This is a genomic window from Marinobacter nanhaiticus D15-8W (assembly GCF_036511935.1).
GTDB lineage: Bacteria > Pseudomonadota > Gammaproteobacteria > Pseudomonadales > Oleiphilaceae > Marinobacter_A > Marinobacter_A nanhaiticus.
Map to the genome: position 1 here is coordinate 2,993,353 of NZ_AP028878.1, position 26,163 is coordinate 3,019,515.

At 48.8% G+C, this 26,163-nt stretch carries 22 protein-coding genes; 7 read left to right on the forward strand and 15 right to left on the reverse strand.

What is annotated here, in order from left to right; all coding sequences use genetic code 11:
- Positions 1–23 precede the first annotated feature (23 nt).
- From RE428_RS13310 to RE428_RS13330, 5 genes are all read left to right on the forward strand, one after another.
- Positions 24–1,049, forward strand: coding sequence for a polysaccharide deacetylase family protein (locus RE428_RS13310; protein WP_004582511.1), 1,026 nt, complete (start codon positions 24–26; stop codon positions 1,047–1,049).
- Entirely contained in the window at positions 1,049–2,248 is a 1,200-nt protein-coding gene (locus RE428_RS13315) for a glycosyltransferase family 4 protein (RefSeq protein WP_004582512.1), read from the forward strand. Before RE428_RS13310 ends, RE428_RS13315 begins: the two co-directional genes overlap by 1 nt.
- Positions 2,249–2,267: 19 nt before the next feature.
- Positions 2,268–4,085 (forward strand): ABC transporter ATP-binding protein, encoded by a 1,818-nt coding sequence (locus tag RE428_RS13320; protein WP_004582513.1) that lies wholly within the window; start codon positions 2,268–2,270, stop codon positions 4,083–4,085.
- Positions 4,086–4,191: 106 nt separating this feature from the next.
- Positions 4,192–4,995, forward strand: a complete 804-nt coding sequence (locus RE428_RS13325; protein ID WP_004582514.1) for an LPS glycosyltransferase — start codon at positions 4,192–4,194, stop codon at positions 4,993–4,995.
- Positions 4,996–5,109: 114 nt separating this feature from the next.
- Positions 5,110–6,186, forward strand: a complete 1,077-nt coding sequence (locus RE428_RS13330; RefSeq protein WP_004582515.1) for a polysaccharide pyruvyl transferase family protein — start codon at positions 5,110–5,112, stop codon at positions 6,184–6,186.
- A 215-nt stretch (positions 6,187–6,401) separates the two neighbouring features.
- Here the strand turns inward: RE428_RS13330 and RE428_RS13335 are convergent, their stop codons facing one another.
- From RE428_RS13335 to RE428_RS13345, 3 genes are all read right to left on the reverse strand, one after another.
- Positions 6,402–8,054, reverse strand: a complete 1,653-nt coding sequence (locus tag RE428_RS13335) for an asparagine synthase-related protein (protein WP_004582516.1) — start codon at positions 8,052–8,054, stop codon at positions 6,402–6,404.
- A 117-nt stretch (positions 8,055–8,171) separates the two neighbouring features.
- A complete protein-coding gene (locus RE428_RS13340; RefSeq protein ID WP_004582517.1) occupies positions 8,172–9,311 on the reverse strand; it encodes a glycosyltransferase family 4 protein in 1,140 nt (379 codons plus the stop codon).
- Entirely contained in the window at positions 9,301–10,230 is a 930-nt protein-coding gene (locus RE428_RS13345) for a glycosyltransferase family 2 protein (RefSeq protein ID WP_004582518.1), read from the reverse strand. The genes RE428_RS13340 and RE428_RS13345 overlap by 11 nt, the downstream gene beginning before the upstream one ends.
- Before the next feature lie 594 nt (positions 10,231–10,824).
- Between RE428_RS13345 and RE428_RS13350 the strand changes: the two genes are divergently transcribed.
- Positions 10,825–11,670 (forward strand): hypothetical protein, encoded by an 846-nt coding sequence (locus tag RE428_RS13350; protein ID WP_004582520.1) that lies wholly within the window; start codon positions 10,825–10,827, stop codon positions 11,668–11,670.
- Here RE428_RS13350 and RE428_RS13355 read toward each other — a convergent pair.
- The 4 genes from RE428_RS13355 to RE428_RS13365 are packed head-to-tail and all read right to left on the reverse strand — an operon-like array spanning position 11,653 to position 15,505.
- Positions 11,653–12,603: a glycosyltransferase family 2 protein gene (locus tag RE428_RS13355; protein WP_081614628.1), complete on the reverse strand. Its 951-nt coding sequence runs from the start codon at positions 12,601–12,603 to the stop codon at positions 11,653–11,655. The two genes, RE428_RS13350 and RE428_RS13355, sit on opposite strands and share 18 nt — an antisense overlap.
- Positions 12,596–13,867, reverse strand: coding sequence for an O-antigen ligase family protein (locus RE428_RS13360; protein WP_004582522.1), 1,272 nt, complete (start codon positions 13,865–13,867; stop codon positions 12,596–12,598). The genes RE428_RS13355 and RE428_RS13360 overlap by 8 nt, the downstream gene beginning before the upstream one ends.
- 3 nt (positions 13,868–13,870) lie before the next feature.
- Positions 13,871–14,416, reverse strand: coding sequence for an arsenate reductase/protein-tyrosine-phosphatase family protein (locus RE428_RS24455; protein ID WP_004582523.1), 546 nt, complete (start codon positions 14,414–14,416; stop codon positions 13,871–13,873).
- A 9-nt stretch (positions 14,417–14,425) separates the two neighbouring features.
- Positions 14,426–15,505, reverse strand: coding sequence for a glycosyltransferase family 4 protein (locus tag RE428_RS13365; protein WP_004582524.1), 1,080 nt, complete (start codon positions 15,503–15,505; stop codon positions 14,426–14,428).
- Positions 15,506–15,642: 137 nt separating this feature from the next.
- Between RE428_RS13365 and RE428_RS13370 the strand changes: the two genes are divergently transcribed.
- Positions 15,643–16,818, forward strand: coding sequence for a carboxylate--amine ligase (locus RE428_RS13370; protein WP_004582525.1), 1,176 nt, complete (start codon positions 15,643–15,645; stop codon positions 16,816–16,818).
- A 5-nt stretch (positions 16,819–16,823) separates the two neighbouring features.
- Here RE428_RS13370 and RE428_RS13375 read toward each other — a convergent pair whose 3' ends face one another.
- The 8 genes from RE428_RS13375 to RE428_RS13410 form a co-directional block, all read right to left on the reverse strand.
- Complete coding sequence (locus tag RE428_RS13375) at positions 16,824–17,606, reverse strand: polysaccharide deacetylase family protein (protein WP_169334081.1); 783 nt, start codon at positions 17,604–17,606, stop codon at positions 16,824–16,826.
- Between the two features lie 141 nt (positions 17,607–17,747).
- Entirely contained in the window at positions 17,748–18,914 is a 1,167-nt protein-coding gene (locus tag RE428_RS13380) for a carboxylate--amine ligase (RefSeq protein WP_004582527.1), read from the reverse strand.
- 241 nt (positions 18,915–19,155) lie between these two features.
- Positions 19,156–20,175 carry a GNAT family N-acetyltransferase gene (locus RE428_RS13385; protein WP_004582528.1) on the reverse strand — a complete coding sequence of 340 codons (1,020 nt, stop codon included), beginning with the start codon at positions 20,173–20,175 and terminating at the stop codon, positions 19,156–19,158.
- The gene (locus RE428_RS13390; protein ID WP_004582529.1) at positions 20,175–21,509 is read right to left on the reverse strand and encodes a FemAB family XrtA/PEP-CTERM system-associated protein; all 1,335 of its coding nucleotides are present in this window, start codon (positions 21,507–21,509) and stop codon (positions 20,175–20,177) included. The genes RE428_RS13385 and RE428_RS13390 overlap by 1 nt, the downstream gene beginning before the upstream one ends.
- Before the next feature lie 9 nt (positions 21,510–21,518).
- Positions 21,519–22,385, reverse strand: a complete 867-nt coding sequence (locus RE428_RS13395; RefSeq protein WP_004582530.1) for an XrtA system polysaccharide deacetylase — start codon at positions 22,383–22,385, stop codon at positions 21,519–21,521.
- Between the two features lie 27 nt (positions 22,386–22,412).
- Entirely contained in the window at positions 22,413–23,693 is a 1,281-nt protein-coding gene (locus tag RE428_RS13400) for a porin family protein (RefSeq protein ID WP_004582531.1), read from the reverse strand.
- Positions 23,686–24,477, reverse strand: coding sequence for a P-loop NTPase family protein (locus RE428_RS13405; protein ID WP_004582532.1), 792 nt, complete (start codon positions 24,475–24,477; stop codon positions 23,686–23,688). The genes RE428_RS13400 and RE428_RS13405 overlap by 8 nt, the downstream gene beginning before the upstream one ends.
- A 158-nt stretch (positions 24,478–24,635) precedes the next feature.
- Positions 24,636–26,159 carry an XrtA system polysaccharide chain length determinant gene (locus tag RE428_RS13410; protein WP_004582533.1) on the reverse strand — a complete coding sequence of 508 codons (1,524 nt, stop codon included), beginning with the start codon at positions 26,157–26,159 and terminating at the stop codon, positions 24,636–24,638.
- Between the last annotated feature and the right edge of the window lie 4 nt (positions 26,160–26,163).

Genomic DNA, 26,163 nt, shown 5'->3' on the forward strand with positions numbered 1-26,163 from the left:
GCGATCATGGAGGATTTTTTCGCGTGGACCCTATTCGGCAAGCAGCAAAGCTGGCTGTCAACTCGCTTTGTGCTGCGGCCTCACTGGCGAGATTCAAGTTTACCCGCTCACCGAGCCTGGTCATCCTGACCTATCATCGCGTACTGCCCGAGAACGATCCGGCACGCAAGATCGAACAGCCTGGGATGGTTATTTCGCCGGATTCCCTAAATCGGCATCTCACATTGATGAAATCTCTTGGTGCTACTTTCGTGGCCCTGGATCAATGGCTCGATAAAGCACAGCAAGGCGCGGACCTTCCGCGCCTTGCTGTCGCGGTCACCTTCGACGACGGCTGGCAGGACAACTATCAGCATGCCTATCCCATTCTCAAGCAGCATGCTGTGCCGGCGACCATTTTTCTTGTGTCCCGCCGCATCAACACCGATTGGCAATTCTGGCCCGAGCAGGTGCTAAACCTGCTGGTCAATCACGCTGACCTGCTCGAGCACCCCGCGCTTACCTGGTTATCGAAAGAAGTGGACGCGTGCGGTTATAAACGCCAGAGCGCACTTTCCATCGAGCAGGCCGATGCGGTGATCGCCCGACTCAAGTCCTTTACCGACGAACAAATCGAAGGCCCCCTCCAGGAAGCCCGTGAAGCCATCCCCGCATTAGCCGAGCTCCCCCGATCACGCCACCTGTTGAATGATCAGGAAATGCAGGAAATGCAGGCATCCGGTCTGGTGACCTATGGTGCCCATACGCAACACCATTACCGGCTCAATCGGCTGAGCGATTCCGAACAGCTCAGGCGGGAAATCGTTGTTTGCCAAGAAGACCTGAAAGCAAAGGGACTGAATACCTTGCCCGTTTTCTGCTATCCGAACGGCGACATCTCGCAAAAAGGGGAAGAGTTGGTCAAGGAACACTACAGGGCAGCCTGCACCACAGCACGCGGTTGGAACCACTCTCCTGCCCAGCCTTACGGTCTCCGACGCTTCAATTTCCATGATGGCAATGGCGGCAACGCGCTGACCTTCCTGGCGACAATGGGGAGACCCGCCTAGTGCCCGGCATTCGCGAAAAGCAAACAGTTGTCACTCACATCATTTCCGGCGATTTGTGGGCTGGTGCAGAAGCCCAGGTCTATCAGCTGATATCCGGACTGCGCGCAAACCGCGAAGTCATTCCCACCGCCGTCGTGTTCAATCCGGGGATACTCTACGACAAGCTCCAGGGGCTAGGGATCGAAGTCACTGTAGCCAACGAAGCGACGCTGTCACCTTGGCGCCAGATCCTGACGATTAGTGATCATCTGAAAAAGCAGAATACCGATATCGTGCATACCCACGGGTTCAAGGAAAATGTTCTAGGCACCCTCGCACAGCATTTGGCTCGCGTACCGAGGTCCCTGCGAACCGCGCACGGGAACCCCGAAACAACCCTGTCATGGAAGCAGCCTGCCAAGAAGCTGACACAGATCCTCGACGACTGTATCGCCCGCTTCGGGCAAGATGCGATTGTTGCCGTATCGCGACAGCTGGAGGCTTCGCTTTCGGGGAAATACCCTCGCAAGACCGTCCGGATCAGCAACTTTATTGACCTGGAAAGTTCTGCCAGCGCAGGCTCTAGAATCCCCAGCCCTAAAACGCCGGGCTCCAGCGATCGCACGCCAGCGTGCCGTATAGCGATGATTGGCCGAGCGGTACCCGTCAAGCGGATCGATCTGTTTATAGATACGATTGCCCTTCTGCGACAAACCCATGAAATTGATGTAATCGGCGTAATTTACGGCGATGGCCCCCTGCTTTCTTCAATGAAGGAATACGCGGCTCTAAAGGCGCCTGATGCCATTGAATTCAAGGGGTTCGTGAGCAATGTCCCGCAGGAACTAACCGGGGCCGACGTGCTTTTGATGCCCTCTGACCACGAGGGTTTACCTATGTCATTGCTTGAAGCGGTTTCCATCGGTATCCCTGTGGTCGCTCACAATACAGGTGGCATACCCGAAGTTCTGGATGGCGGGGCATGCGGTATTTTGGTTACCGACCACAGCCCGACGGGCTACGCATCGGCGATAGCCGGACTAATCAGTGACGAAGAGTTTCTGTCAGCTATCTCGGCCAAAGCAAGGCAATACGTGGAAAGGGAATTCTCAGCGAACCAAAATATTCGCAAGTATCAAGAGCTCTATGAACGTCTATCCTCTCGAGAAAAAGTACAACTAACGCCCATCGAGAATAGCACAAACTCCGACTCAATCTGACATCGGCAAAGATTTACATATGTACATTTTAAACGTTATAAAAAATATACTGGCGACGCTGGACAAGGAAACCAAGAGAAAATATATCGGTCTTCAACTCATCTTCTTCGGCTCTGCCTTTTTTCAGGTCGTTGGGATAGCCAGCATAGGCCCTTTCATCTCCATACTATCTGACCCTGAAATCATTCACGAAAACGCCGCTCTCTCGTATGTTTACGAAGCGCTGGGCTTTGAGAACGATATACAGTTCATGTTTTTTGCCGCCGCAGGCTCTCTCGTGCTCATCCTGCTTTCCAACCTGGTAGCCGGTTATACGATCTGGATTTCCTACAAATTCTCGATCATGCTGGGGAGCCAGCTGCAGCAGAATGCTTACAGGAACTTCCTTCATCTGGATTATTTACGGCATAAGACGGAGAACTATAACCGAAAAATCGCCGTGATATCCCAACAAATACCACGCTTTGTCTATATGTTATTCAAGCCATTCCTGCTTTTGACGAGCCAATTGTTTGTCGCGGCTTTAATACTTATCGGCTTATTGATTCTGGACCCGCTTCTTGCCATTATTTCTGCAACGGTGATCGGTGGATCATATCTTGCGACCTATGTTTATTTGCGAAAAAAGCTAGCCAGGCATGGTGCAGTCGTTTCCGAGAGGAACAATAGGGTTCAGAGCATCCTTTCGGAGTCTTTTATCGGAATAAAAGATGTCAAACTGGACTCGATTGAGAACAAGTACATAACAGAATTTAATTCGATTAACGTCAAGGGCCTTCGCTCTCAAGCATTTATCGGACTGTCTGGAGAACTGCCAAAGTTCATAATCGAATCCATATCGTTTGGAGCCATCCTACTCCTTGCTGTTGTATTACTAATGACGCAAGACAGCATCAAATCTGTTGTACCAATTCTAAGTATATATGCCCTTGCAGGTTATAAGCTTCTGCCGACCATGCAGCAGATATATAAATCGATTTCCAGCTTGAGCGGTCACGGATCGGTGGCAGCGTTAATTAGAAACAACGTAAACGTTTCTGGCAACGAAGATATAGCTCCGGCACCTGTGTCCAGCATCAAAATCGATAGAGTAACACTCGAAGACGCCAATTTTTCCTATCCTGGGTCGGATCAGGTTGCCATTGACAATGTCACACTAGCGTTGCAAAAAGGACAAATTTATTCTTTGGTGGGTCAGTCCGGGTCCGGCAAGTCAACGCTGGCAGATATCATCCTGGGACTGATCAGGCTCGATTCCGGAGCGTTATATGTTAATGACACCACTGTCACGGCTGACAATATTGCTCAGTTCAGGAAGCGATTGGGGTATGTTGCCCAGAATATTTTCATACTGGAAGATACGGTAGCAAAGAACGTCGCCTTCGGCGTCCCCGACCATGAGATTGATATGGACAGGGTGCATCATGCGCTGACCATGGCAAACGCATGGGAATTTGTTGAAACGCTACCAAAGGGAATCCATACCAACCTGGGCCAGGATGGGAAACTTCTTAGCGGGGGGCAGCGACAGCGCATTGGCATAGCTCGGGCCCTCTATAAACAGACAGATGTTCTGGTACTTGACGAGCCCACGAGCGCGCTGGACATTGAATCCGAATATAAGCTGATGAAGACACTGGATTCGATCAAAAAGGATCTCATCGTTCTTATTATCTCTCACCGCCCCACGGCAATTCAGATGTCCGACACCATCGTCCACATGAGATCTGGCTCCCTGACGGCGGTCGATAGCTACGACAATCTGATCGCCACCGATGGCGATTTCAAAAAAATGATGGAAATCAGCGCATCAGAAGAAGCCAGTGACGTCGGATAACGTGCTCCTGCTTTTGTGCTCCACACGGCGAACATCGAAGCGTGAACAGATTACCAGTGCATTCGTCTAGACGAACTTTGAGATATTGCAAATCGAGACAGAATATATGAGCAAGACAAAGGCAGTTGCGACCATCACATTTGGCGACAAATTCTGGGAAATGGCCAAACACACACACCCGCTGATCAAGCGGTACGCAGAGCGTTGCGATGCGGACTTCGTAGTCATCGACAAGCCTGAATTCGCTGAAGCGCTAGGCAAGGCGGCGTACGAAAAATTTCAGTTATACCGGCTCCTCGACACTTATGAGTCGGTCGCGTTTGTCGATACCGATATCGTCGTGGCACCGGACTCTCCGTCCGTATTCGAGCTTACTCCAAAAGGAAAAATCGGTGCCTGTAATGAAGAGCTTTTCTCAAAGAGTAAACGAGATCGGGTGGTCACCCAGGAAGTGTTGGGAAAAGTAGATTGGAAGAACTGTTATTTCAACTCGGGGATGATGGTCCTGGACCAGGAAACCAAAGAACTGGTGAACCCTGAAGCTGAAGGCCTAAAGGAATGGGCCACAGGGGAATTTCGCAAAGAGCACGAGAATCTTCTTAACGATCAACCGTTCCTGAATCACAGAGCCAACAAGCTCGGCATGGAGGTTGAGGATCTCGGCCATCGATTCAACCACACACGGGTTATCACAAAGACTCACACCCGGTTCGACAGCTATTTTATTCACTATGCCGGCCCAAGCGGCCATCGCTATGGTGAGCGCATTAGGCAGATCGAACTCGACAGCCAGATCATGAAAAGCCCGTTTCTCCTATCGACATCCAGAAGTTTCCCAACCTACCGCTGGGTAGCCGACAGGTCGAATTTGGCATTCGTCAAGTACTTATTTTCCAAACTGAACTCCTAGCTTGAAAGCGAGCCAAACCAGTGATTTTCTCGGACTTCTCCTTGGGAAGTTCTGCTATATGTGCTTTTTACTCACACGACAATCAACACAACCTAATCGAGGAAGACCAGAAACATGATAGTCGCCAAGTTTAATGGACGTCACGATAATCTGGGCGACAGACTGATTTTCTCATGCCTCTGCGAGGAGCTAGCAAAACATCAGGAGCTTTACATTCTGGGCGAGGAGAAGCTCCCATACGCAAAGTCGGCGCTACGCTTGAGACAAGCGCTGCTTAAAATTGCAAAACGTCGGCTGATGGGCGAGCGTTCGTTTTTCTTCCACCCACCCGGCGCACGTTTTCTTCCCAAAATGCCCGTAAAGGAAACATTTGGGAGCCGATTACAAGATCGGTTTGTGTTGATGTTTCTTCGATTATTTCAATGTCCTATCCATATTACCGGCATATCGATTGGCCAAGAATTTGATGCTAACCACTATAAGCGCTTTAGCTCGATTGGAGTGAGGGATAACCGAAGCAAGTCGTTGCTAAGCAAGCACGTAAACACCGTATCGCTCTGTCCAGATATGGCTTTCTTGCAGCCTGCCAAGCCCCCCAAAATAAACCAGAGCCACGTCGCTTTGAGCTTTCGAGATGAAACGCCAGATGACAATTATAGCTCTGCCTACAAAGACATACTTGCAAAAGCGATTAAAGTCGTTACTGAATACTTTGTAGCAGAGGGAACGTCCGCCTCTTTTTTTTCCAATGTCGACGAAGACGGACCTTTCAATCGCCAGCTAGCCGGTGATCTCGAATTGGAGAACGTTAGTTATCGAACAGACCGCCCTGATGACCTTGATTACGCACGTTTTTTCCTAAATGACGGAATAGCCGTTAGTAACCGGCTTCACGTGCTACTACCCGCCATGTCTGAAGGCCTGTTCCCTATAGCCCTCGTGTCAGAAAAACATCACAAAATAATCGACTTGTTCACGACTTTTGGTTTCGATCGTCATTTAATATACGCAGAACAAGAGGCAGAGGTTATCGAGAGACAACTAAGGAATCTGCTCGCCGACAGGGAGCAAATACAAGAACAAAACTACAAGAAGCTCATTGGACTAAGATCGCAAACGCAAACCTATATTGAAAACATCCTAACCAATCTTAAAAAGCCGGAAGCCTGTATTCAGTCGAGGCCAACATAGCTTTATCTTTAGTAATAAGGCCGGCACGGAGGCTAAAAAGAAAACTTACCGAAGAATATGTACTTGCCAGGCAGTCGAGGGCTCTACAGAAAGGAGCCCTTTTTTGTGGAGACAATTCCCCTAGGCGAATTTCTATTCTGAACAGTTGCGCCCGGTCCAGATCTGGCCAGGAACCAAAATCACAGCCCGCCATACTTATTGCTTTTGAAGCATTCCTAAGCTGACACTAATAGTTCGTCTTCCTTCGCAGCTTGTTCCACAATCTGAGAGATGTGATACAAGTTAAGCTGGGTCCACACCCACTCGTAGCGGCTTTTTATGTATTTAGGATCGATCGAATCGATTACGCCTTGTACTTCAAGCTCCTTCAAATCATCTTTAAATAACGCCAGTATCCACTTGACGTGAGGTGTGGGAAAACCCAGTTTACTCCGGTAAATATGTTGCCGGTCGATATAGCGACTAGCAAGCTCCTTCAGAAGCGGCTTAACTTCTAATGAGTAGTCCTGCTTAAAATTCTTGATAACACTCAAACCTTTTCGACCAAAGAGCTGTTCATCAGTCAACCGGCGGGACAACTGAATAAGCTCAAGGCTATAAAAGGGCGTGGCGACCACCTTGTCATAGAAGGCCGCAGCGAACTCTATTTCAACCATGTGCTGTCTACAGCTCGTTCGCAAATTCATATCCTTCCAGGCTTCTACAGTGCCACTACTTTGCAAAAACGGACCTGGGAGCTTTTCCTCGTCACCGAAGAGGACTGTCGCAGCATGCTCAAAATCCTTTTCGGAAATACCGTGAAGCCAGGTTATAGAATAAAGATTCTCGCTTGCGCTTAGATGATTTAATACCCTCTGTATTTTCGGAACGAAGCCAAAAGGGCCTAACAACTTTTGGTATTTAAGATCCAGCAGCCTACCCTTGAACGGCTTGCTACCGAACAAGGTGTCAGCAAACTCGCCATACAACACCACTTCCTCGCCTATATAGCCAAGCAACGCAAAAAGAGGTACAGAGCTAAAGTTTCTAATAGGTACTCCCATCGCTTGAACAAGCTGAGTATACGCAATTCCGATCTCATCTACGGTAAGCGTTACAATCCGATGCTCAAGTCCGAGATGTTTTGCGAATATCTCGGCCCGTTCCAACTCGGGATTAAAGTCGTCCTCCCAAGTAGGCGTATAAGCAACGACTTTATCAAATATTTGCTGAGCCAAAGCTGCAAGAATAAAAGAATCGGTGCCACCACTCAGCAATACCGCGCAACTTCCCTGCTGGCTTTTTACCTTTTCCAGGGAGCTTTTTATAGAGTTTTCTATAGAGTCAATAGTCTCTTGATCACTTTGAAATTTCGGCAACTTAACGGATGGAGGAAAAATTTCGCCAAAGGATAAAGAACCATTGTAGTGACTGAAGTGGTGTAAAGGATTGACGCGAACGCCTCCGAAGACTATGTGATCATCATATAGCAGTCGGCTGGAAATGAGATCACTCAGTCCTGCGGCACTAAAAGAGAAATCGTTTGACACCACATCCTTCCAATATGTGGTGACAACATAGGCAACTGAATCCAGCTTATGATAGACGCGCCAGCTACCGTATCGATCAGTTATCGTTGTTATTATAGGCTTCCCACTCACCAATTTTACATGAAAAGCAACAAAATCCTTTTCCGCAGACCAAACGAAATCGAAGTTGTTGCTCGAAGTCGCTATACGAAAATCTTCTTCGTCCAGCCCAGTGGGTAGTCGATTAAATAGTAGAACTTCCTGTTTATCAGAAGAAATGAAACTTTGAGGAGAAGTAAAGGTTAGTTCTTCCACACTGCTGAAGCACTTTTCTGTATCTATCACTAGCTTGATAAACATTCGCCCCCCAAGAACCAAATTAATAAGGACTCTTAACCTTGTCCCCTTACAAAAAATTAAGGGGCTCCGGCGCCTCCAGACCGCTCACAATTCAGTTGAAGCCCTATATAACCCGGCTTAATCCACTATGGTTGATATAGTGTCTCTAAACTTACTCAACATAACTTCGCTAGAGAAATTCTCCACGACCTTACGATGAGCCGTTCGACCTAATTGTTCCCGCATTGCTGAGTTTTCCACTAAGTGTTTGATAGTAGAGGCAGCACGTTCAATATCTTCGGCCGGGTAGATCATAGCGTACTCGCGGTGTTTCAATGCTGAGCTGACAGAAGGATTGTCCGAAGCGACGACGGGAAGACTGGCTCGCATGTACTCCAGTATCGCCAAGGACATCGCCTCTCCTCGAGAAGGATGAAACGCGATATCACAGTCAAGAAGACGCTCCGAAACGTTGTCAACGTTCCCAACAAAACGCACTTTTCCTTCCAGACCCAATTGTTTAACCTTCTCAGCAAATTCGGCCCGATCAGGCCCGTCGCCAATAATGAGGTATTCAAAGCCACTCAAGGAATATTTGCTTACAAGAACGTTCATCACTTCGATAGCGAAATCTATACCCTTATAGTGGCAAACTCGCCCAACTGTCACGATGCGGACTAGACTGCCACCCTTTCCAGCTCGAACTTCGCGACCGTCATCTTCAGTCAGATCTATACCATTCGTTACGCAAAAGACTTTTTCCTCGGGCAACCCATTTACAGAAACCAGCCTTTCCGCCACGTATGGGCTAACGGCTAAACCCGCTGAGCAGGATATAAGCGGGGCGCGATTCAGGAAACGCTTCATCATTGCCTTGCTTCGGCCAGGTAAACTGCGCACGCCAGGGGTATGATCGTGGACGATTATGGTTTTCACGCCAGCAAGCCGAAACAGTAGATAGCGCCATGAATAAGTCGTGAAGTCCGTTAAATATAAAACCCGAATGGCATTCTTCTTTATATATTGAAGCTGCCTTCTAACAGCCTCAAAGCTCGAAGAGGTGAAGTCTACGGCATCCACTAGACAATTTGCGTCCTTCAGGCACTGCGGAATAACAGAAACCGTCGGAAAGCAAATATAAGTCTGGTAATTCTTGCTCATTCCATATTGAGAAAGGTCGCACCAGAATCGCTCCATCAAACGCCAGGCGTACCCTTCGTTGGAATCGAAATTACCGACAGCCAATATCCCCTTTTTGTTCAATTGATCACCGCCCACCGAGCTTACTCCAAACCTTAAGCATCAAACGCCCCCAGTTCTCCTTATATGCCAGGGAGGTGGCCATGAGAACCATGCCTTTTCCTACGAGCCCCTTTGCCATATAGCCCCTACCATCTAGAAATTGCCGGCGGGATATGTAGTAGTTGCAAAGACTTCTGGTACGCCCCTTGGCATAGAGGTCGCGATACAATCTCATGGTTGCGAGATTCGTCTTGTCTTTCAGGAGGAAGTCGGCGGACTTATTTGAATCGTGAACCCTTACCGTCGCTAGATCTTTATCGATATAAAGCATGTCATAATTCTTTGACAACCTAAGCACGAAATTAAAATCTTCCGACTTTAATATACCGGGATCCCAGCGAAAATTATCATGCACATCACGTCTAACAGCAAAGGTAGATGGATAAAGAGGATACCCTGTAAGCAAGAGCTCCAATTTGTCTTCGCCCGATAAACGGAATGCGCCACTGTGGGTCGGCTCGGATAATTCAAAGATGTAAGGGAACATATCGGAGTTAGACTTTTCGTACCGCTCATCCGACCGCATGTTATGTTTCCGGAAGTCGGAAAACAAAAACGGCATCGAATCATGAGCGTCGATCGCCTCTTTATAAATCTCCAGTTTGTTGGGCGGCCACGTATCATCGCTGTCAAGATAACAGACATACTCACCACTGGACTCCACTACACCCCTATTCCGAGCTGTCGCGACACCTGCATTTGTCTGCCGGACATATTTTATACGGTCCAGATAAGCGGAAAGCGCGCGTTCAGTATCATCTTTGGACCCATCATCGACTACAATAACCTCATAGTCAGCAAAAGATTGAGCTAGAACGGATTGAACCGCATCAACTACCATTTCCTGACGGTTATATGTGGGTATGACTACAGAAAAAAACGGATGCTTTGGCATACAACTTATTCGTTTGCTTGGTCTCAAAGATGAAATTACGTACCGAAGTGAAGAAGTAATACTTGGGATACGCTAACTGACAGTACTATACATAAATACATCTGCTGCTGTCTTGCTATAGCTCGTAATTTTGTAGAACATCTAGGATGTTATATGATCCACCAAAGAGCGATTCGTCATACATGAAGACCTCTTTATTTCTTTTAGTTATTAGCTCCAAGTGAACCATATTTACGTAGTGTGAGCCAATACTTAGCGTCGAAGTTACAAAGATGTCATAAAGCTTTAACTCGAAACTGAGCGCTTCGACGTTTAGCCTTTTGGCCGCTTCGCGCTCAAGCCGCCGGTCGTCACACCAGACGCCAGCTAGCTGGTCGGCAAGGAAAACAGTCAAAGGGAAGCAAAATTTACTCCAGTCGTTTGATACGAAAACCCTTGGTTGATTATGGCTCATAGAACAAGCTTTACAGAGTATCGACTCGACACAAATACACCAGAAAATGGCTTTTCTCTTAATAGAACGCGTCGGCGTGCTCGTCCAGAGAAATCGCCTACACTCATAATGAGACGATTAGCCCTTTTGATGGAGGCCTCATGAGACTTTTCGCATTACCCATTTTAGCTGCCACCTTCCTGATGGCCCAGCCGGCCCACAGCTGGACCATTTCCGCAGACTTTGATAGCGGGCCACTTGGCAGTAAAGCCGATCGTGGCGGGGACGGGTTTCACGGAGCAGGAGGTAACAGTGTTTACACGGATGAGCACGCACTAAAAGGTCACGCTGCAAAGTTAACAATCGAAGACGGGAGCACTGGATATGGTGGCTGGGGCGGCGAGTTTATATTTCCGGAAAAATTGACGAAAGGAGATACAGTCTGGTACCAGGTTCACGTTTATGTACCAGAAAGCTTTGACCACTATTCCTATGGAGAGGGCGGCCGGTTGAAGTTCATGAGAATACAAACTAAATCAAAGGAAAATAAAAATCACGGCTATCTCGATTTTTTAATTGATAAAAAAAATGACCCTAACGCGTTTAAGTGGATCTATGAAGGTGAACAAGTTTGGCAAAACATAGGCAACCCCGAAGATTTAATTGTGAAGGGGCGCTGGGAAAGCTATCAAATGGAAGCAACGCTTGATAATGTTCCCGTGGATGCCGGCGGGCAGGCTGAAGTTAGAATTTGGAAAAACGGAGTACTCCTCAAGCATATCACAGGTAGAAAGACTCTTAGGGAGCCTACTGACTTCTCTGACCGAGCGTTGCTCTTTACTTATTGGAATGGCGGAGCACCAAAAACGCAGTCCCTATATGTTGACGAAATAACCATTACCAATGAAAAACCAAGTAACCTTGATACATTTGGACACCCTCTAGTCAGAAACCTCCTAGACGGTAGAAGCCCTCCCGGAACGATTGAATCACTTCGGATTGAGTGAAGGCTTCCTGAAAAACGTGGATGGTTTTAGTAACTTTTTAGCTAAAGCCATTCCGCGCCCGCCTAAATAGATATTCATAATAACCGAATTAGTTAGCACAGCCTTATTCCAGCCAAATTTATACAAAGTAAGCGATATGCTAATAAAAAACATTATTAAAATGGCTATCAGAAAGTACTCTGGCTGGAAAGTTAGAGCAGCGGCAATCAGCACAAAGAGGCAGAAAATATATAACGTACTAGCCCACATAACTTTACTTTTGAAAAATGCGGAAAAACTTCCCAAATCACCAGTCGCATGCCATTTCTCACGTCTGTAAAATTCTTTTGCTGTTTTTGGATAACCCTCGTGATAGACGAAGAATCGATCATCTAGTTTCGGCTCGACGCCAAGTTTGCTGGCACGAATAGAGAAATCGTAGTCTTCTCCTGTTTCTAGATCTTCATCAAAGCCATTCAGTTCGAGGAAAAAACTACGCTTAACTATTATGTTCGCGCCATTTATATAGGAGCTTTTTAGCTTCTCGATTTGGGAGAACCAAGATTTCTCAATCCAACTTGGATCGCGAGAAATATGACAGGTATCACCAGTTAAGAGGACTGCACTTTGAGATGCCACCTCATTTAGAGCGTCGGCCCACGACTCAGTAACTACCGTGTCGGCATCGAGAAAAGCGATATAGTCAGCTGTCGCTCTTTTCCCGCCCAGATTTCGGGCTTGGGAGGGAGTTAGAGGTCCATCCGAACAGATTAATTCAATTTTATATCTATCCCGAATCTCAAATATGTTTCGCCTAGGGCCCGATAGCACCACTGATATACTAGCTGGCTCCACACCAACCAGCACAAGACTCTCGATAAGATCCGGCAGAGTATCGTGGTCCTCAAAAAACGGTACAATTACTTGAAAACGGTTTGGCACAAATCTATCCATGCTTCGGACCACTAATAATATTGGGCTGACCACCCTCTCTAACTAGTCTTTTAACAATTATTGAGATTGCCAAAAGATGATAGATATAAGGGTAAAACGCGACTGACATAAACATCGCCCCAACAAAATACGTGATGATGCTTGCCTTGAGGGCAATTTCTGTCATTAATACAAAATCATCTTGAACAACTGACTTCTTACCAAATTTTCTAGGCCGCTTTTCCTTCCGAAAAACAGCTAAGTGCATAAGTAAATAAGTAATTAATGCGGGAAAACCTATGGTAGCGCCGACCTCCACAAGTGAGTTATGTGCGACTTCTTTCCGACGCGAGAGGAATGAACCATCATGCACCTTATAATATCTATCATAGTACACGGGAAACGTCTCATAACCTACACCAAGGAACGGATTTTCTAGCATCATGTCCAACCCGGCAGACCAGTACTCCAATCTAGTCGTAGATGTTTTGTCGTCCCCTGCTGTCCGAAAACGATCCAATTGCTTTTCTGGAAAGAGTGCCCATATAACCCCTACTACTATTAATATATAGATAAGGTTCTTCGGTTTAAGCTTCTTGAATGCTAACAGAAGATATACCAGACCCACGAGGAGTGCTAACTGTCCACCACGTGAGCTCGCGCCAATTGCAGCCATTACAGCCGTAACCGGCAAAATCCAATACAATTTGGTTTGAGGTTTGAACGCCGCAATGACAGGGATAGACATAACCGCGATGATAGCCATGAGCAAGGTATACTCGCCACTGTTCTGAAAAAAACCGGGTGGGCCCTGTATACCCCATTCAGCAAACCCGAAACCTCGACTTGCCCACACCCTGGCGCCAAAAAAAGACATCTTGAATACGCAAAGGAAAAGGACCAAAAGCAACAGCTTCAGTTGGTTCAGAGTCCTGGCGCAGTTCGACAGAAACAGAACTTCAGCAAAGAAGATAAAAGGCGTCGAAATATTTTTAAAAGAGATTTGTGGATATGTTGATGTGAAGGCGGATGCCAAAGCTAAAAGGCCTAGAAGCAATACGAGGAAATGCTCTTTATTAAAGTTAATCTTTCCTTGAGAGAACAAGACTAGCAGACCGCCAACTATCGTTAACTGAAGCCAGGGAATAATAAGCAGTTCAGAAAAAATATACTGCGGCCGGAGGTAATACAAAACAATGAAAAAAAGGCCTAGATAGAACCCCATGTCCTGCTTGCGAAGATGTTGCCTGAAGGATGTCAAATCCTTTTTTACAATAGAAATCACAAATTATCTCTTAAAATTCTCGGCCAGTTTAGTCGAATGATAAATAATATTGTCTACCGTTCTTTCCATGAAGAGATCGTTTGCCGAGTAAGGATCGTTTATCCTCCAAAGGCGGCTGTCACCGAATGAACCCAATAGCACACACGGGTTCGTGTAACCCAGCTTTCGTAGCTTTCGAATGTGCCGTATTTCCATACAAACGAACAGATCCGTAGGCCGGCACTCGTAGTCCTTCAAGCTGGTTGTTCGATGAGCCGAAAGGTCAATATTGGCCTTTTTCTTAGCCACTTTCATTAACCTGGGGTTCGCGGGCTTGCCCGAAGTGGTATCCAGCCCCAATGAAGTCGCATCCAAATCACAGTGTTGCTTGAATATAGCCTCGGCAAGCGCACTTCTACAGATATTGCCATGACAGACGAAAACCACCCGACCGATGTCCGAAGGGAGGCGCTGCCGATAAAGGCCCAACTTCTGAAGTAACCCGTCGAACTGGTAGTACAACAGGCCTTTCCTGCTACCATAATTGTTCTGAATAAATTCTCGAAACATACAGCAAACCTACCCGTAAAGCTCGATGTAACGGGTGAACATGGCATCCAAGCTATAGTTCTCCCTTACGAATGCCCTTGCCTGGGTTAACAGTTCGGGCAGACGATCAGCCTCCTGTAGCCGGTTGCCCGCCTCCGAAAGCGCTTCAGGTGAATGCTCGCCGGAGAGGAATATCAGAGGCTCCGGAATGATTTTCTCAACGCCGTTTTTCGTTGAAAGCACGGGCTTCCCAGCGGCCAATGCTTGTGTGAGGGCGAGCGGATGCCCCTCGCTGCTGGATGTCATCAGAAATATATCGATCGATGAAAAGAACCCTGGGACATCGTCGATGAACCCCAGAAACTCCACCCTATCGGCCAGTCCCTTCGATTTCACGTATTCCTTCAACTCCAGAGCCTGGGGCTTGGTGTCATCACCCGCGATAACGAGACGACTATCGACACCTTTTAGCTTCAGGTGCCCGATAAAGTCTACCGCTAAACGATAATTCTTCGCTGGCCTGACATTGCCAAGACACCCGAAAGCCAACCGCGTCTCCGCGGCTTCTGGCGTGCGCAGCGGTAGCTTCTCCAAAAGAGAGGTATCGACGCCATTCGGTATTACAATAGGCTTTAACTGGTACCAACTGGATGACGATTGAGCAATAGTTTGCCTCAGGTCTTCCGTCACCGCGATCGTATACCTGGCGCCGGCTCGAATGATGCCAAGTTTCAGGTTACGCAGACGCTCCTTCTCAGAAATATCAACATGGCCATGAAACGTAGCTGTCACCGGTATTCGAAGGAGCAGACCCAACAGCGAGGCGTAAACGTTGGAGCCAAGTAGGTGGGACTGGATATGCGTGACCTTTTCGCGCCTGGCAATCTTGGCCAGTTCCCACAGAAATTTGAAATTGAGACTGCCCTTGCAATCGCGGACGTAGTACTTGATCGACCGTTTCTGGAGCTGGGACTCAACCCACCCCGGCCCGCGGATTACGGCAACGCTGCCATAGCCCCGCTTGGTACACTCTTCGGCCAACTCAAGGAAAACAGTCTCTGCACCACCCGGACCAGTGGTATCAATAACGTGCAAAATGGTGGGCTTCATGGGACTACGGGTCACTCCATTGATCCGACGGCGGCTGTTTCCATGTTAACCTAGCGCCTGAAGGCGGGCCAACATCCTGATATTAGCCAACCTGACAATTTGGTAAGCTCGGAACTCGATGTAAGGAGACAACGCGAATGGATCGCGACAAGCCAAAAGTATTAGTGCTGGATGCCAATCAACGCAGCGCTTTGGCGGTAACTCGCTCTTTAGGAAAATCAAGCCAGTACCAGATCAGCTCAGCAGATTCGGTCGCTTACGCTTTGGCGGGCGCCTCCCGTTACAGCCAGACATACTACCGGTATCCTGATCCTAATCAACAACCACAAGAATTCATCAACTGGATACGAAACTTCTCGGCCAGTCACCATTTTGATCTTTATATGCCGACGACCGAGGTCACCAGCCAACTCCTGCTGATGTTCCAGAAGGAGTTGCCCCACGTCGAGCTACCTTTCGCGGCCTACTCGAACGTCATGGCACTGGCTGACAAAGTTACCTTGGTGGAGCTCGCGCGGAAGCTCGATATAGCGATACCCGAGAGCGAGGTCTACCATTCGCGCGATCAGGTCGTGGTTGATCGTTTGACGTTTCCTGTTGTTATTAAGCCCGCCCTATCCCGTATCTACCGGGAGGGCCGCTGGATCCACACCCAGGTTCGAATCGCTAAGAACGCAGCAGATTGGGATCAAATTGTCAGCGATATGGACTATCTGGACTATGCGCCCTTCATGTTACAGGAATTCATACCTGGCCATGGTAGCGGTATCTTCTGCATCTATGATAATGGAACGCCCGTCCAATTTTTCGCCCACCAACGTCTTCGCGAGAAGCCGCCGGAGGGAGGCGTAAGTGTTCTTAGTCGCAGCATTCCCGTACCAGAGGACCTGAGATCAGTCGCCGAACGCTTGTTGGGCGCGGTCGACTGGCATGGCGTCGCAATGGTGGAGTTTCGAGTTTCCGATGAGGGCAATCCCTACCTCATGGAAGTTAACACGCGCTTCTGGGGCTCTCTCCAACTCGCAATAGACGCTGGCGTCGACTTTCCGCTGATGCTCGCCAATCTACACCTAAAGCGTCCATCCGTTGCCCTCAATGCTTACAGAGACAACCAGCGTTTGCGGTGGCTTTTGGGTGATCTGGACAGCCTTTACATCTTCATAAAGAGCTCTCATCCCATTCGGAAAAAGTTACAGCGCATCCTCTCTTTTCTTTCGATAAGATTTCATGGACAAAAGCATGAAATCAATCGCCTTTCTGACATTAAGCCGGCTTGGGTCGAACTGAAGCAGTACCTGAGATCGCTGCGTTAGGCAGCTTACCCCTCTTGCAACAGCTCAAAACCGAACTGCCAAACCGATTCATGCCAAGGGGAAATTGGATGACGCCGCATACGGAATGGATCAGCGTTCGAACGAACAATACCCCCGTATGCCGAGGGGGCACAACGAAATCTGAGTTCTTTAACAAGGCTACGATTGCTCTCACTGAACTGGCTTTCCCTTCCAAACGGGAAACTGAAAAGATCGATATCTTTCCCCAGTTGACGCTCAAGGGCTAGGCGAGACTCTTGGATTTCATCCCGCGCCTCGTCCCCTTCAACAACCCCAAGATCGATATGGTTTTTCGTGTGTGCGCCGATTTCAAAACCATCATTGCTCAATGACTTGACGTGTTCCCACGACATCCATTCCGACTCCACTCCCCATTTTTTATCCCAATCAGGAACACGCTGAGTTCCAATAAAATCGGTTGCTATGAAAAAACAGGCAGGAATATCAAACTCTTTTAATATCGGAGCGGCATTTTCAAAATTATCCAGATACCCGTCATCAAAAGTAACAACAAGGCAACCCGATATCGATTTACCTGATTCCATTCTATCCAGCAGTTCCGACAAACTTATTACATTAAAGTATCGCTTGAAAAAAGCGCAAAACTCTCTGAATAACTCTACGTCACATGTAATGGGGTTTTGGGCAATATCGTTATTTACACGATGAAATACGGCAATAACAGCCTTGTCCCGGAAAAAAAATCTATGTAGGCGTAGACCGAACACCATGCCACCTAGATAACGCTTAATGTCCTTGCTGTTCATTTTCATTCCCACTATCTAACTAATCCGTTGACAAAGAACTGGCTCATCCACTGAAGCACCAACTTGACTGAACTCGCCTGCGAGATATTAGGCGGACTCAGCAGGACAGCAATTCATACACTCTGTATCGATGACGAACCGCTAAATTCTTAACTTTTTTTTCAGCCTACGATACCCCATCGCTATGCCGCCGGATATGCCGACAATTCCTGGCCGAAGATCATGTATATAGAACATTGCAAAGACGGGCCTTTTCGCCAAGATCCGAACAAAAACACGAAGTATGCTGAAGAAGCCCTGTCGATCCTCGACTCGGGCATAAAGATCCGAGAAAAAGTTCAAGTACCCTCTTTCCAATTGACTTGGGTTGGACCCAGCGCCGCTGACCTGAAAACCCAACGCTAGTTGGTAATAGTTATAAACGTTATTTACATCGCTCTGCGTGTCGAACCAGTTGCACATTCCCAGACGCGGGTTTATTTCGATATATTGATATTCACCACTGAATTCATCCTGCTTGAACTCAAACATCGCAGGACCGATATACCCTATTTGTTTACCGATTAGATTTACCAACTCCTTGACTCTAGGGTTATGCGTTCCTATTGCGCTGGTTGTCACACCATAATGTGATGGTGAGGTTCCAAGACGATTAAACGTGAAACAACTTACCAGTTCAGAATTCTGATCGAATAGGCAGTTGCACACCCACAGGTTTTCGTCATCACCAGAAATTATTTCCTGCGCGATAAACAGGTCAAGGTTATCGGAGTACTTATCGAGAAAATCAATAGCGCCATTCTTATCCTCCAAAATGACATTCTTGGCATTTATAACTTTGTAACCGTCAAAGCGCCGTGGCTTAACAATAACTGGGAAGCTCAGGCTTTGCGTTAAATTGTCGTCAGCAAGCCTGGTGATCGACTTCGGGCAAGGCACTTCAAGAGACTCGATGAATTCGATTTCAAGGCGTTTGTCGTTGAGCACCCGAGTGGTATCGTCGGGAGGAATTAGAAATCGAAAACCATTTTCGACAAGCGTGCTTTTATAATTTTGCAGAAACTCTGCGGTTTGGTCGGTTGTAGGTACGAGGACGCCGCCCCCCGGGTACTCGCTGATCAGAAACTGAAACAGCCTCGTTTCATAATCCTCTCCCGCAGGAACGATGTGGCTACCAACGAGGTATCTGGAACGAAGAATACTACGATCGTTGCTACTGCATACCGCATAAACGGTTACGCCGCGCACACCCAAGCTTCTAACTGCGCCCAGCCCATTCAGCCCAACTGCCAAAACAATAGCCGGCATGTGCTTTTCCACGTTAACCTCGCAAGCATATTGGCGGCACAGATAGAAACTCAACGATGAGAAACCGTTCGTGCCGTTTAAGACTCATTCGATTTTTTTACCAATCGCGTCGGTGAAGCCAATTTTTCCTAAACATAATTTTTTGGCTCGCCATTCCTCTCCACCGAGCAATCCGGTTATCCCATAGACTACTCAACGGCTAACAATGCTCTGCCGCTGAGCACTACACAAAGTTCGCCTCTTACAATGCGGAACTATCCACAAGCTTCTTGAACTGACTATCTTTAATCCTATACAGGCTCTTGAGCAACTCACTCCGGACAACCATTAGGGAAACTAAATTATAATGATCAGTGGCGATATGTTGCTTGTAATTTTGCTTTTTCCCTTCACCAGCAAGCATATCGAAAACTTTAACTTCGGGGTCCCTAAACGCATCTTCAATGGCGTATCCTAAATGAAGAATGCCAAGCGAGAGCTTTTTATGATAATTCTCTTTAAATCCACTTTGAATATTATAAACACGATTCCCGTATTTAATATTATAAATGAGCGAAATAGCCACTCCTTCACAGCTCAGGACAGTCAGTAACGGCTGCCCGCCCTCCAACACTATTCGTTCAAGAAAGCGTTTATGAAACTCCCGAGACTTTTCCCTGAACGCGGGTTTTCCCCAGCGAGCCTTGTGAAAACCCTCGATTAACTCGAAAAATTTTTCGAGCCCGCCTTTTTGCTGCCATAGATCTTCGATAGTGATCTTTCCTAGAGACTCCAATACACGACGTCGATTGTATAATCTCAGTCGCGTATTTGGCCCTAGAGATTTGAGGTAATCTTTGAAGAGTCCGGTGGTATCGACGCTCCAGGCCATATCAGACTTGGCCTGTCTGATGAGCCATCCGTTGGAGTTCGCCACGTTGTAAATGAAAGATATATCGTCCGACGGTTCCAATAAATCGCTAAAAATAGCTTCCGACCATTCTGTTTCACTTAATAGCCGGGTTAAGGCTAAAGACTGCTCGTTCTGGTCCTCTGCCATCGAAAACAACGAATTGTATTCAGTGCGCACTGAGCGAACATTTCGATAGTTACAACCAACGAACTCCAGGGAGCGTACCGGAATGACACCTTTGAGAAAGTATTTGGAGAGGTAGAGGCCACTACGCCCCCCTGCCCAGGACCTAATCGCGGTTAGATTGTATTGTCGCCCCCATGTGTCCCACCAAGCACTTTGCCAAGCATCAGATTGGAACAAACTCATCACGGTAAACTCTTCACGACACCGGGACCGAGGATACGCGTCAGCCAAACCGGCATTCTCTGCCAGATTGCGATGAGCAGTCGGAACTTGGGGTTGTCCGGGTTAAGTCCGGGCATGGAGACTCCTGGCGCCATCTTGTAATCCCATCGCATAGGCAGGGGCTCAGCGCCCCACTGGCGCTTAAAGCGATAGGTACCGGCATCTTCAGTGCAACGTCCAAAATCGAACATGCGGTAACCCTGCTCAATGGCAAATTCAAGTACTCGCCAGTACATATACATGTTAATACTAGATGAGTTGAATTCTCGCAACGTCGATGCCCAGGGAATCTCCATACGTTTCCGATAGCCCAGTAGGAATGCGCAGCCGCAAGGCTTTCCCGCAACCTTAACGACGACCAGTCGCGTCGTGAGCCCAGATTCCTCTATAAGGTTACGAAAGAAACGCTTACCGTAGACTGGCGTTCCCAGATCGCGCATGTTCGCTGCAAAGACGTCGTAGAAATCATTCAGCAACTCAAGCCCACCGATGTACCACTCCGGCTCTTCACGCTCAGCCCGTCTTATCTGCGCGCGCAATTTGGGTTTGAACTGATTCCACAGGTCGTCGGACGTCTTGGGGAGATTGAGCCAGAAGGTGATCTTGTCTTTTCTCGCGGGCAGGTCTAACGGTGATTGGTCCATATGCCTGAACTCAACGTGGCTGGCACCAATGGAGTCGGACCAACCCGAAGCTGCCTCGATCAATCGATCTGCCACACTTCTGTTATCCGCGAGCACCCCACCGTAGTTGAAATAAGGTACGGAGACGACGAAATTACCGAAAAGGCGACTACGCAGCTGGACTAGCGGCAAGACGCCAACGATCTCGCCGTTTTCACCCAGTGCGCACAGATAGCGAGTTTGATGCCCGTAGGTGTTCTCAATAAAACGACGAACCCCCATTCGATGGTAGGCTGTACCCGCCGGATGCTCATCCACATAGCGATCCCATGCGGCGCACCTGTCAGTGCTTCGCGGATCCACAAGCATCTGGTGGACTATGGACTCGATTTTTGCGCCGACAAAAGGTGGCGCGGCCGGGGCTTCTTGGGTTTTTTGGGCATCGTCCTGTTGCCGATTGAGTGTCTGCTTCTGGGCTTTCTGCAACGCTTTGAGTTCGTCGGAAACCTGCTTGAGCTGTTCAATAAGGTCATCGGCGGAGAGTCCGTTTTTCTTTGCTTCTCCAACTTGCCGACTCAATTGGCCCTTTCTGGCCTTGAGCGCATCTAATTGCTCTTTTGAAGGGGGAGGAAAATTATCACTGGCGGCACTCGTCGCTGAATTCTCTGCCATGGTAATGCGTTAAACCTTAACGGGAGAAGAATCGAGATCCAGAGAATCCATCACTTCACTCACCGTACCGAACCGGAAGTCTTTCAACAGCTGCTGCAGGCGATCGAAACAGACCGACAGGTTATTGTAGTGCCTGAATCGTGACAGAGCGCTTACCTTTAGGCGCGGTTGTCCCGGATCCACCTCCCATGGATGAAGGTAGAAGATAAATGGTTCCCCTGCCCGGTTAATCTTGCCCAATCCCCAGCGGCTTAGGAAATAAGGATAGAGCCGGAAATATCCGCCACCGGCAATCGGCAGTCGGTACTTTCCAATCGGACACGTCGAAAGGGGAAACTCTTTCAACGACCCACCAGAAGGAGCCTCAAGCAAGTAGGGCTTCTCAGGGGTCCCCGGCATGCCATAGCGGTCGTGATGCACGGGAAAGATCGAGGAGTCCCAAGTGAAACCTTCGTCGCAAAGGATATCCAGTGCCCACTTGGATTGCGCCGTTATCGAATAGCTGGCTGCCCGATAACCATGGATCGGTTCGCCAAGGATGTCTTCCAGTATCCGCTTGGAGCGACGGGTTTCCTCTTTAAAGACATCAGGTTTCTGGTTGTAGATCAATTGATGACTGTAACCATGACTGGCGACTTCGTGCCCACCTGCTTTGATGCGTCTAACCAGATCCGGCGAGCGCTCGGCGACCCAGCCCAACACGAAAAAAGTCCCTTTGACTTGCTTTTGTTCGAAAAGCTCAAGCAACCGGTCCGTATTCTGTTCGACCCGGTATTCCATCGAATCCCAGTCGTCCGTAGATACAGCTTCGGCCAACGCGGCAACCTGGAAATAATCTTCAACGTCTACGGTCAACGCATTCAGCGGTTGATTCATCTTTCCTTCCTGAGCGCTCATAGATCTCTATCGCAACTGGTAGTCAATGCTGACGAGTACCCAGTTCTCTGCGTATTCCCGACCACCTGAATCGCTCAAACGGCGGTTATGGCCAACTTCGCCGCGCAGGCTCAAATCACGCGCCCACTGGTATCGAAGCCCCACGTCTAGATTGATAAGCTGATCCTCGGAGTCGTCGTCGCTGTATGTGAGATAGGCAAGTTGGGAACCAGCAGTAAAATCAAGGAATACGTTAATTGGTCGCCTGTAAGACACGTCGAGAGAAATCCTATCTTCGCGGATATCGGTCTCAACCTCATCCGATCGATAGGCGACTAAAGACGTGTTAATACTGGACCTATCCGCAAACTGCTTGAGAAAGCCCACCCGAATAGACGTGATTTCCACTGCCGTACGCTGTTCGACATCGTACGTCACACCATTAAACTCAAAGTCGTACTCTGAGGTATCGTCCGTTATCCGGTGGCTAGCCTCTAGATAGGATGAGGCACTATCTGTTATTTCACGATCGATCCTGATATCGCCAACGAGACCATCGGACTCCCGGACATCACCATCCTCGTCGGTCTCAAGCGTGGTAACACCCAGAGAACCGCTCACATGGGTGGTGGTAAAGGCCTTATCAAAGAAAACAGATGCCGTTTCAATCGTTATCTCTTCGTCGGTGTCATACTCTGTTCTTTCCGCCGTGAATCTTAGGCCGCCAGCCAGGGTTTGCGAAAACAGATGACGCCAGGCTGCAGTTCCGTTGACGCCTTCGCTATCGGACTCATCTGAATCCTGGTATTGGGTGTTCTCATATTCGGCCGATAGGTTCAGATAGTCCCGCTGGCTCAACCGAAAGGTATAGCGTGGCCCAGTCCTGAAGATATTGCGGCGGGACGTGTTATCTGGTGTCGCGCCGCTTCTGGAATTTTCTATAACATCGCGGGTGGAGTTGGATACGTCCCAAAAGAGCCGATCAGCCAACTCACAATTGCCATACCAATCCAGATTCACGTAAGTTTCCGGATCATAAGTGTCATCGAGGTATACGCCATAGCCCAGATCAGCTGCAAGATCTGACCTGCACTGACCAGGATCAGTATGGTGACTCAGACCGACATTGACGCGGGACTCGATATCACTCTGTTCATTAGACTCAGACAACCTGACGTTATCGCTAAATCGGTTTTCCCAGCCCAACCTGACCTGCACCGGCTCTGCATAGACCGAAGACACAGCTATCGTGCCCGACAACGCTAACGCGAGACGCTGAATCGTCCCTGATCCTTTGCTTCTACCCATTGATAATAGCCCCGGCAAACTTATCCGGATTAAAAGCGCCTGCCGCCTGTTCGATCACAGCCGGCGTGACCTTGCCATGCGGAACCACCAACATCGAGTAGTCACACAGCTCGGTGAGAATGCGAGCATCCGGCGTTTCGGTGATGGGTGCGGTATCGAGAATAATGAAACGGTCCGGATACCGGCGGCGCACGGCCTGGAGGAACTGCTTCATACGGAAGGACGTAAAGAACTCGCTGGGCGACTCCCTTCGGCTTCCTGCCGGTATGAGGCGTAACCGGGGGATGCCCGTTGGGTAGATGATACGACCGATGTCATAGTCCGATTCGTCGAGGAAATCCGTCAAACCGGACTCGGGAGCCATGTCGAGCATGGTATGCAACGATGGCTCACGAAGGTTGCAGTCGATGATCAATGCGGTCTTGGCCTGATCGAAGGCGAAGGCAGCCGCCAGATTCAGTGCGGCGAAAGATGACCCTGCACCTTCGGCTGCCCCGGTCACGACAAGCGTAAAGTTGTTGCCGCCTGAAATTTCCAGAAGTTTCGTTCTCAGATTACGGAAACGGTTAACCAGGTCGCGGTCAGGAGACTCCGGATAAATGATGCGTCGTTCATCCAGGTCATCGTTTGTCAGCCTGCGCGGCTCCTGCATGCGCCGAATCTGTTTACTGATGACGTACTTATCTACGGCACCGGCACCTAGCTCCAGGGAACTGGGTACGAGCAGACGCGAGTCGTCCCACTCATTGTACGAATCCCCGGACGAATCCTTTCTCGCCGGCATGTCGCCAGTCGAATCGGACGGGCTAAGTTCTGATGAGCGGGGACGCAATTCCGACGGACGTTTTGACGTCAACCCGCGGTTGTTATCAATCTCAGAATCCGAGTCAGCATTCTCGTCGTTAGACGGGCTGAATCCACGATTTGAAGGAGATTCTGCCATTACAACACTCCCATGACAGAGGCGACTGCAATCGCGATATATCCAATGGCCACAACCGCCGCACTGATACCCACTGCAAGGGTTACTCGACGATCGCGCCGCTTCTCGAAAGGTGTTCTTATTTTCGGTATTTCAACCAGGACCGGGAGGCCCACGTCCTCTTCAAGCTGGGACTTGACCCGCACACGGGGATCCACCTGCAAGAGACCGGCAACCGCCCCGAAGGGTGCAAGTATGCCGAGGAACAGGCCTACGGCGGCGAACTGGAAGAATTTGGGCCCGGAGGGCGCGAGCGGATACTGCGCGGACTCGTTGATACGATAGTTCAGACCCTGACCCTCAACATCGAGGTGCATGGACACCCGGGCCTTTTCGCGGCGTTTCAGAAGGTCGTCATAAATCTGTTTGTTGACCTCCATGTCGCGAGTGATATCGGAATACTGCGCCTTGTTAGCCTGGATTCGCTCCATGCGCTGTTTCTGGTCACCAATCAACGCCTGCAAAGACTCGATGCGCGTGTCGACCGCTGCGATGTTCGTCCTGACCGAGGCCAGTTCAGCACTCAACTCCTGATACAGCGGGTTCACAATCTGTTCCCCCTGCACCGTCCTCGATAGGTCGTCGCCGCTGGCAAGCGCCCTTTCGCGTTGGCGCTTAAGCTCGGCGATCTGCTCCTCCAGGATGACGATATCGGGGTACGAGTCGTGGTATTTCGTGCGGAGGGTATCCAGTTGGTCCTGAAGGTTCGAGATTCGGTTCTGGAAGGAATCTACCGTCTGCTTCTGACTAAACGTAGAGCTAACGTTCTGCAATTGGCTTTCCAGGGAGTTCACCCTGGTATTCAGCTCTTTTTTCTCCAACTGAGCCAGTTCCAGCTGACCACGCAAATTGGCCAGACGATTATTCGCTTCGTTCTCGGTCCCATCCACGTTTTCCGAGAGGAAACTTTTCATACGACCTTCAACTTCAGACAGCTGTCGCTCGTAGCTCTTGACCTGGTTATCAATGAACTCGTAGGCGCTTCGGCTCTCGACCCGCTTACGCCTGGAGGATTCCTCGATAAAGAGCTGTCCCAGTTGTTGCGCTATCTTAAAAGCCTTGCTGGGATTTTCAGAGCGGTATTCGATACCGAAGTAGTCTTCGCCGATAGTGCTGACACTCAGGTTCTGCCTTAGTGACTGAACACGTGACTCGAGTTGAGCCTGAGAAAGGGAGGAGGAGTCACCGAAGATATCTTCATTCCGGGCTAACTTCTCCATAACGTTCCGGCTCCACAACAATTGCTGCGCCGCTGAAGCCTGCTCATTGATTTCAGTGGTGACGGCACTGCCTTCCATCAATGGTCGGATGATGTTCTCGTCGTCGACGTAGATCACCACTTCCGATTGATACTTGTAAGGCCATATGAAACCGAGTGCGAGAACGCCGAAACTTACGATCGCGAACACGGCCAGTGCCAGCCATTTGCGATCGGCGACTTCGCGTATGATTTCACCAGGCAGTTTAGATAATGGAAGTGCCATGTCA

Coding starts and splice junctions, on each gene's coding strand:
- RE428_RS13325 (WP_004582514.1), top strand. CDS start 4,192: ATGAGCAAGACAAAGGCAGTTGCGACCATCACATTTGGCGACAAATTC.
- RE428_RS13375 (WP_169334081.1), bottom strand. CDS start 17,606: ATGAACAGCAAGGACATTAAGCGTTATCTAGGTGGCATGGTGTTCGGT.
- RE428_RS13385 (WP_004582528.1), bottom strand. CDS start 20,175: ATGAGTTTGTTCCAATCTGATGCTTGGCAAAGTGCTTGGTGGGACACA.
- RE428_RS13350 (WP_004582520.1), top strand. CDS start 10,825: ATGAGACTTTTCGCATTACCCATTTTAGCTGCCACCTTCCTGATGGCC.
- RE428_RS13405 (WP_004582532.1), bottom strand. CDS start 24,477: ATGCCGGCGAGAAAGGATTCGTCCGGGGATTCGTACAATGAGTGGGAC.
- RE428_RS13335 (WP_004582516.1), bottom strand. CDS start 8,054: ATGTTTATCAAGCTAGTGATAGATACAGAAAAGTGCTTCAGCAGTGTG.
- RE428_RS13320 (WP_004582513.1), top strand. CDS start 2,268: ATGTACATTTTAAACGTTATAAAAAATATACTGGCGACGCTGGACAAG.
- RE428_RS13380 (WP_004582527.1), bottom strand. CDS start 18,914: ATGCCGGCTATTGTTTTGGCAGTTGGGCTGAATGGGCTGGGCGCAGTT.
- RE428_RS13395 (WP_004582530.1), bottom strand. CDS start 22,385: ATGAATCAACCGCTGAATGCGTTGACCGTAGACGTTGAAGATTATTTC.
- RE428_RS13410 (WP_004582533.1), bottom strand. CDS start 26,159: ATGGCACTTCCATTATCTAAACTGCCTGGTGAAATCATACGCGAAGTC.
- RE428_RS13345 (WP_004582518.1), bottom strand. CDS start 10,230: ATGCCAAAGCATCCGTTTTTTTCTGTAGTCATACCCACATATAACCGT.
- RE428_RS13390 (WP_004582529.1), bottom strand. CDS start 21,509: ATGGCAGAGAATTCAGCGACGAGTGCCGCCAGTGATAATTTTCCTCCC.
- RE428_RS13400 (WP_004582531.1), bottom strand. CDS start 23,693: ATGGGTAGAAGCAAAGGATCAGGGACGATTCAGCGTCTCGCGTTAGCG.
- RE428_RS13370 (WP_004582525.1), top strand. CDS start 15,643: ATGGATCGCGACAAGCCAAAAGTATTAGTGCTGGATGCCAATCAACGC.
- RE428_RS24455 (WP_004582523.1), bottom strand. CDS start 14,416: ATGTTTCGAGAATTTATTCAGAACAATTATGGTAGCAGGAAAGGCCTG.
- RE428_RS13330 (WP_004582515.1), top strand. CDS start 5,110: ATGATAGTCGCCAAGTTTAATGGACGTCACGATAATCTGGGCGACAGA.
- RE428_RS13355 (WP_081614628.1), bottom strand. CDS start 12,603: ATGGATAGATTTGTGCCAAACCGTTTTCAAGTAATTGTACCGTTTTTT.
- RE428_RS13365 (WP_004582524.1), bottom strand. CDS start 15,505: ATGAAGCCCACCATTTTGCACGTTATTGATACCACTGGTCCGGGTGGT.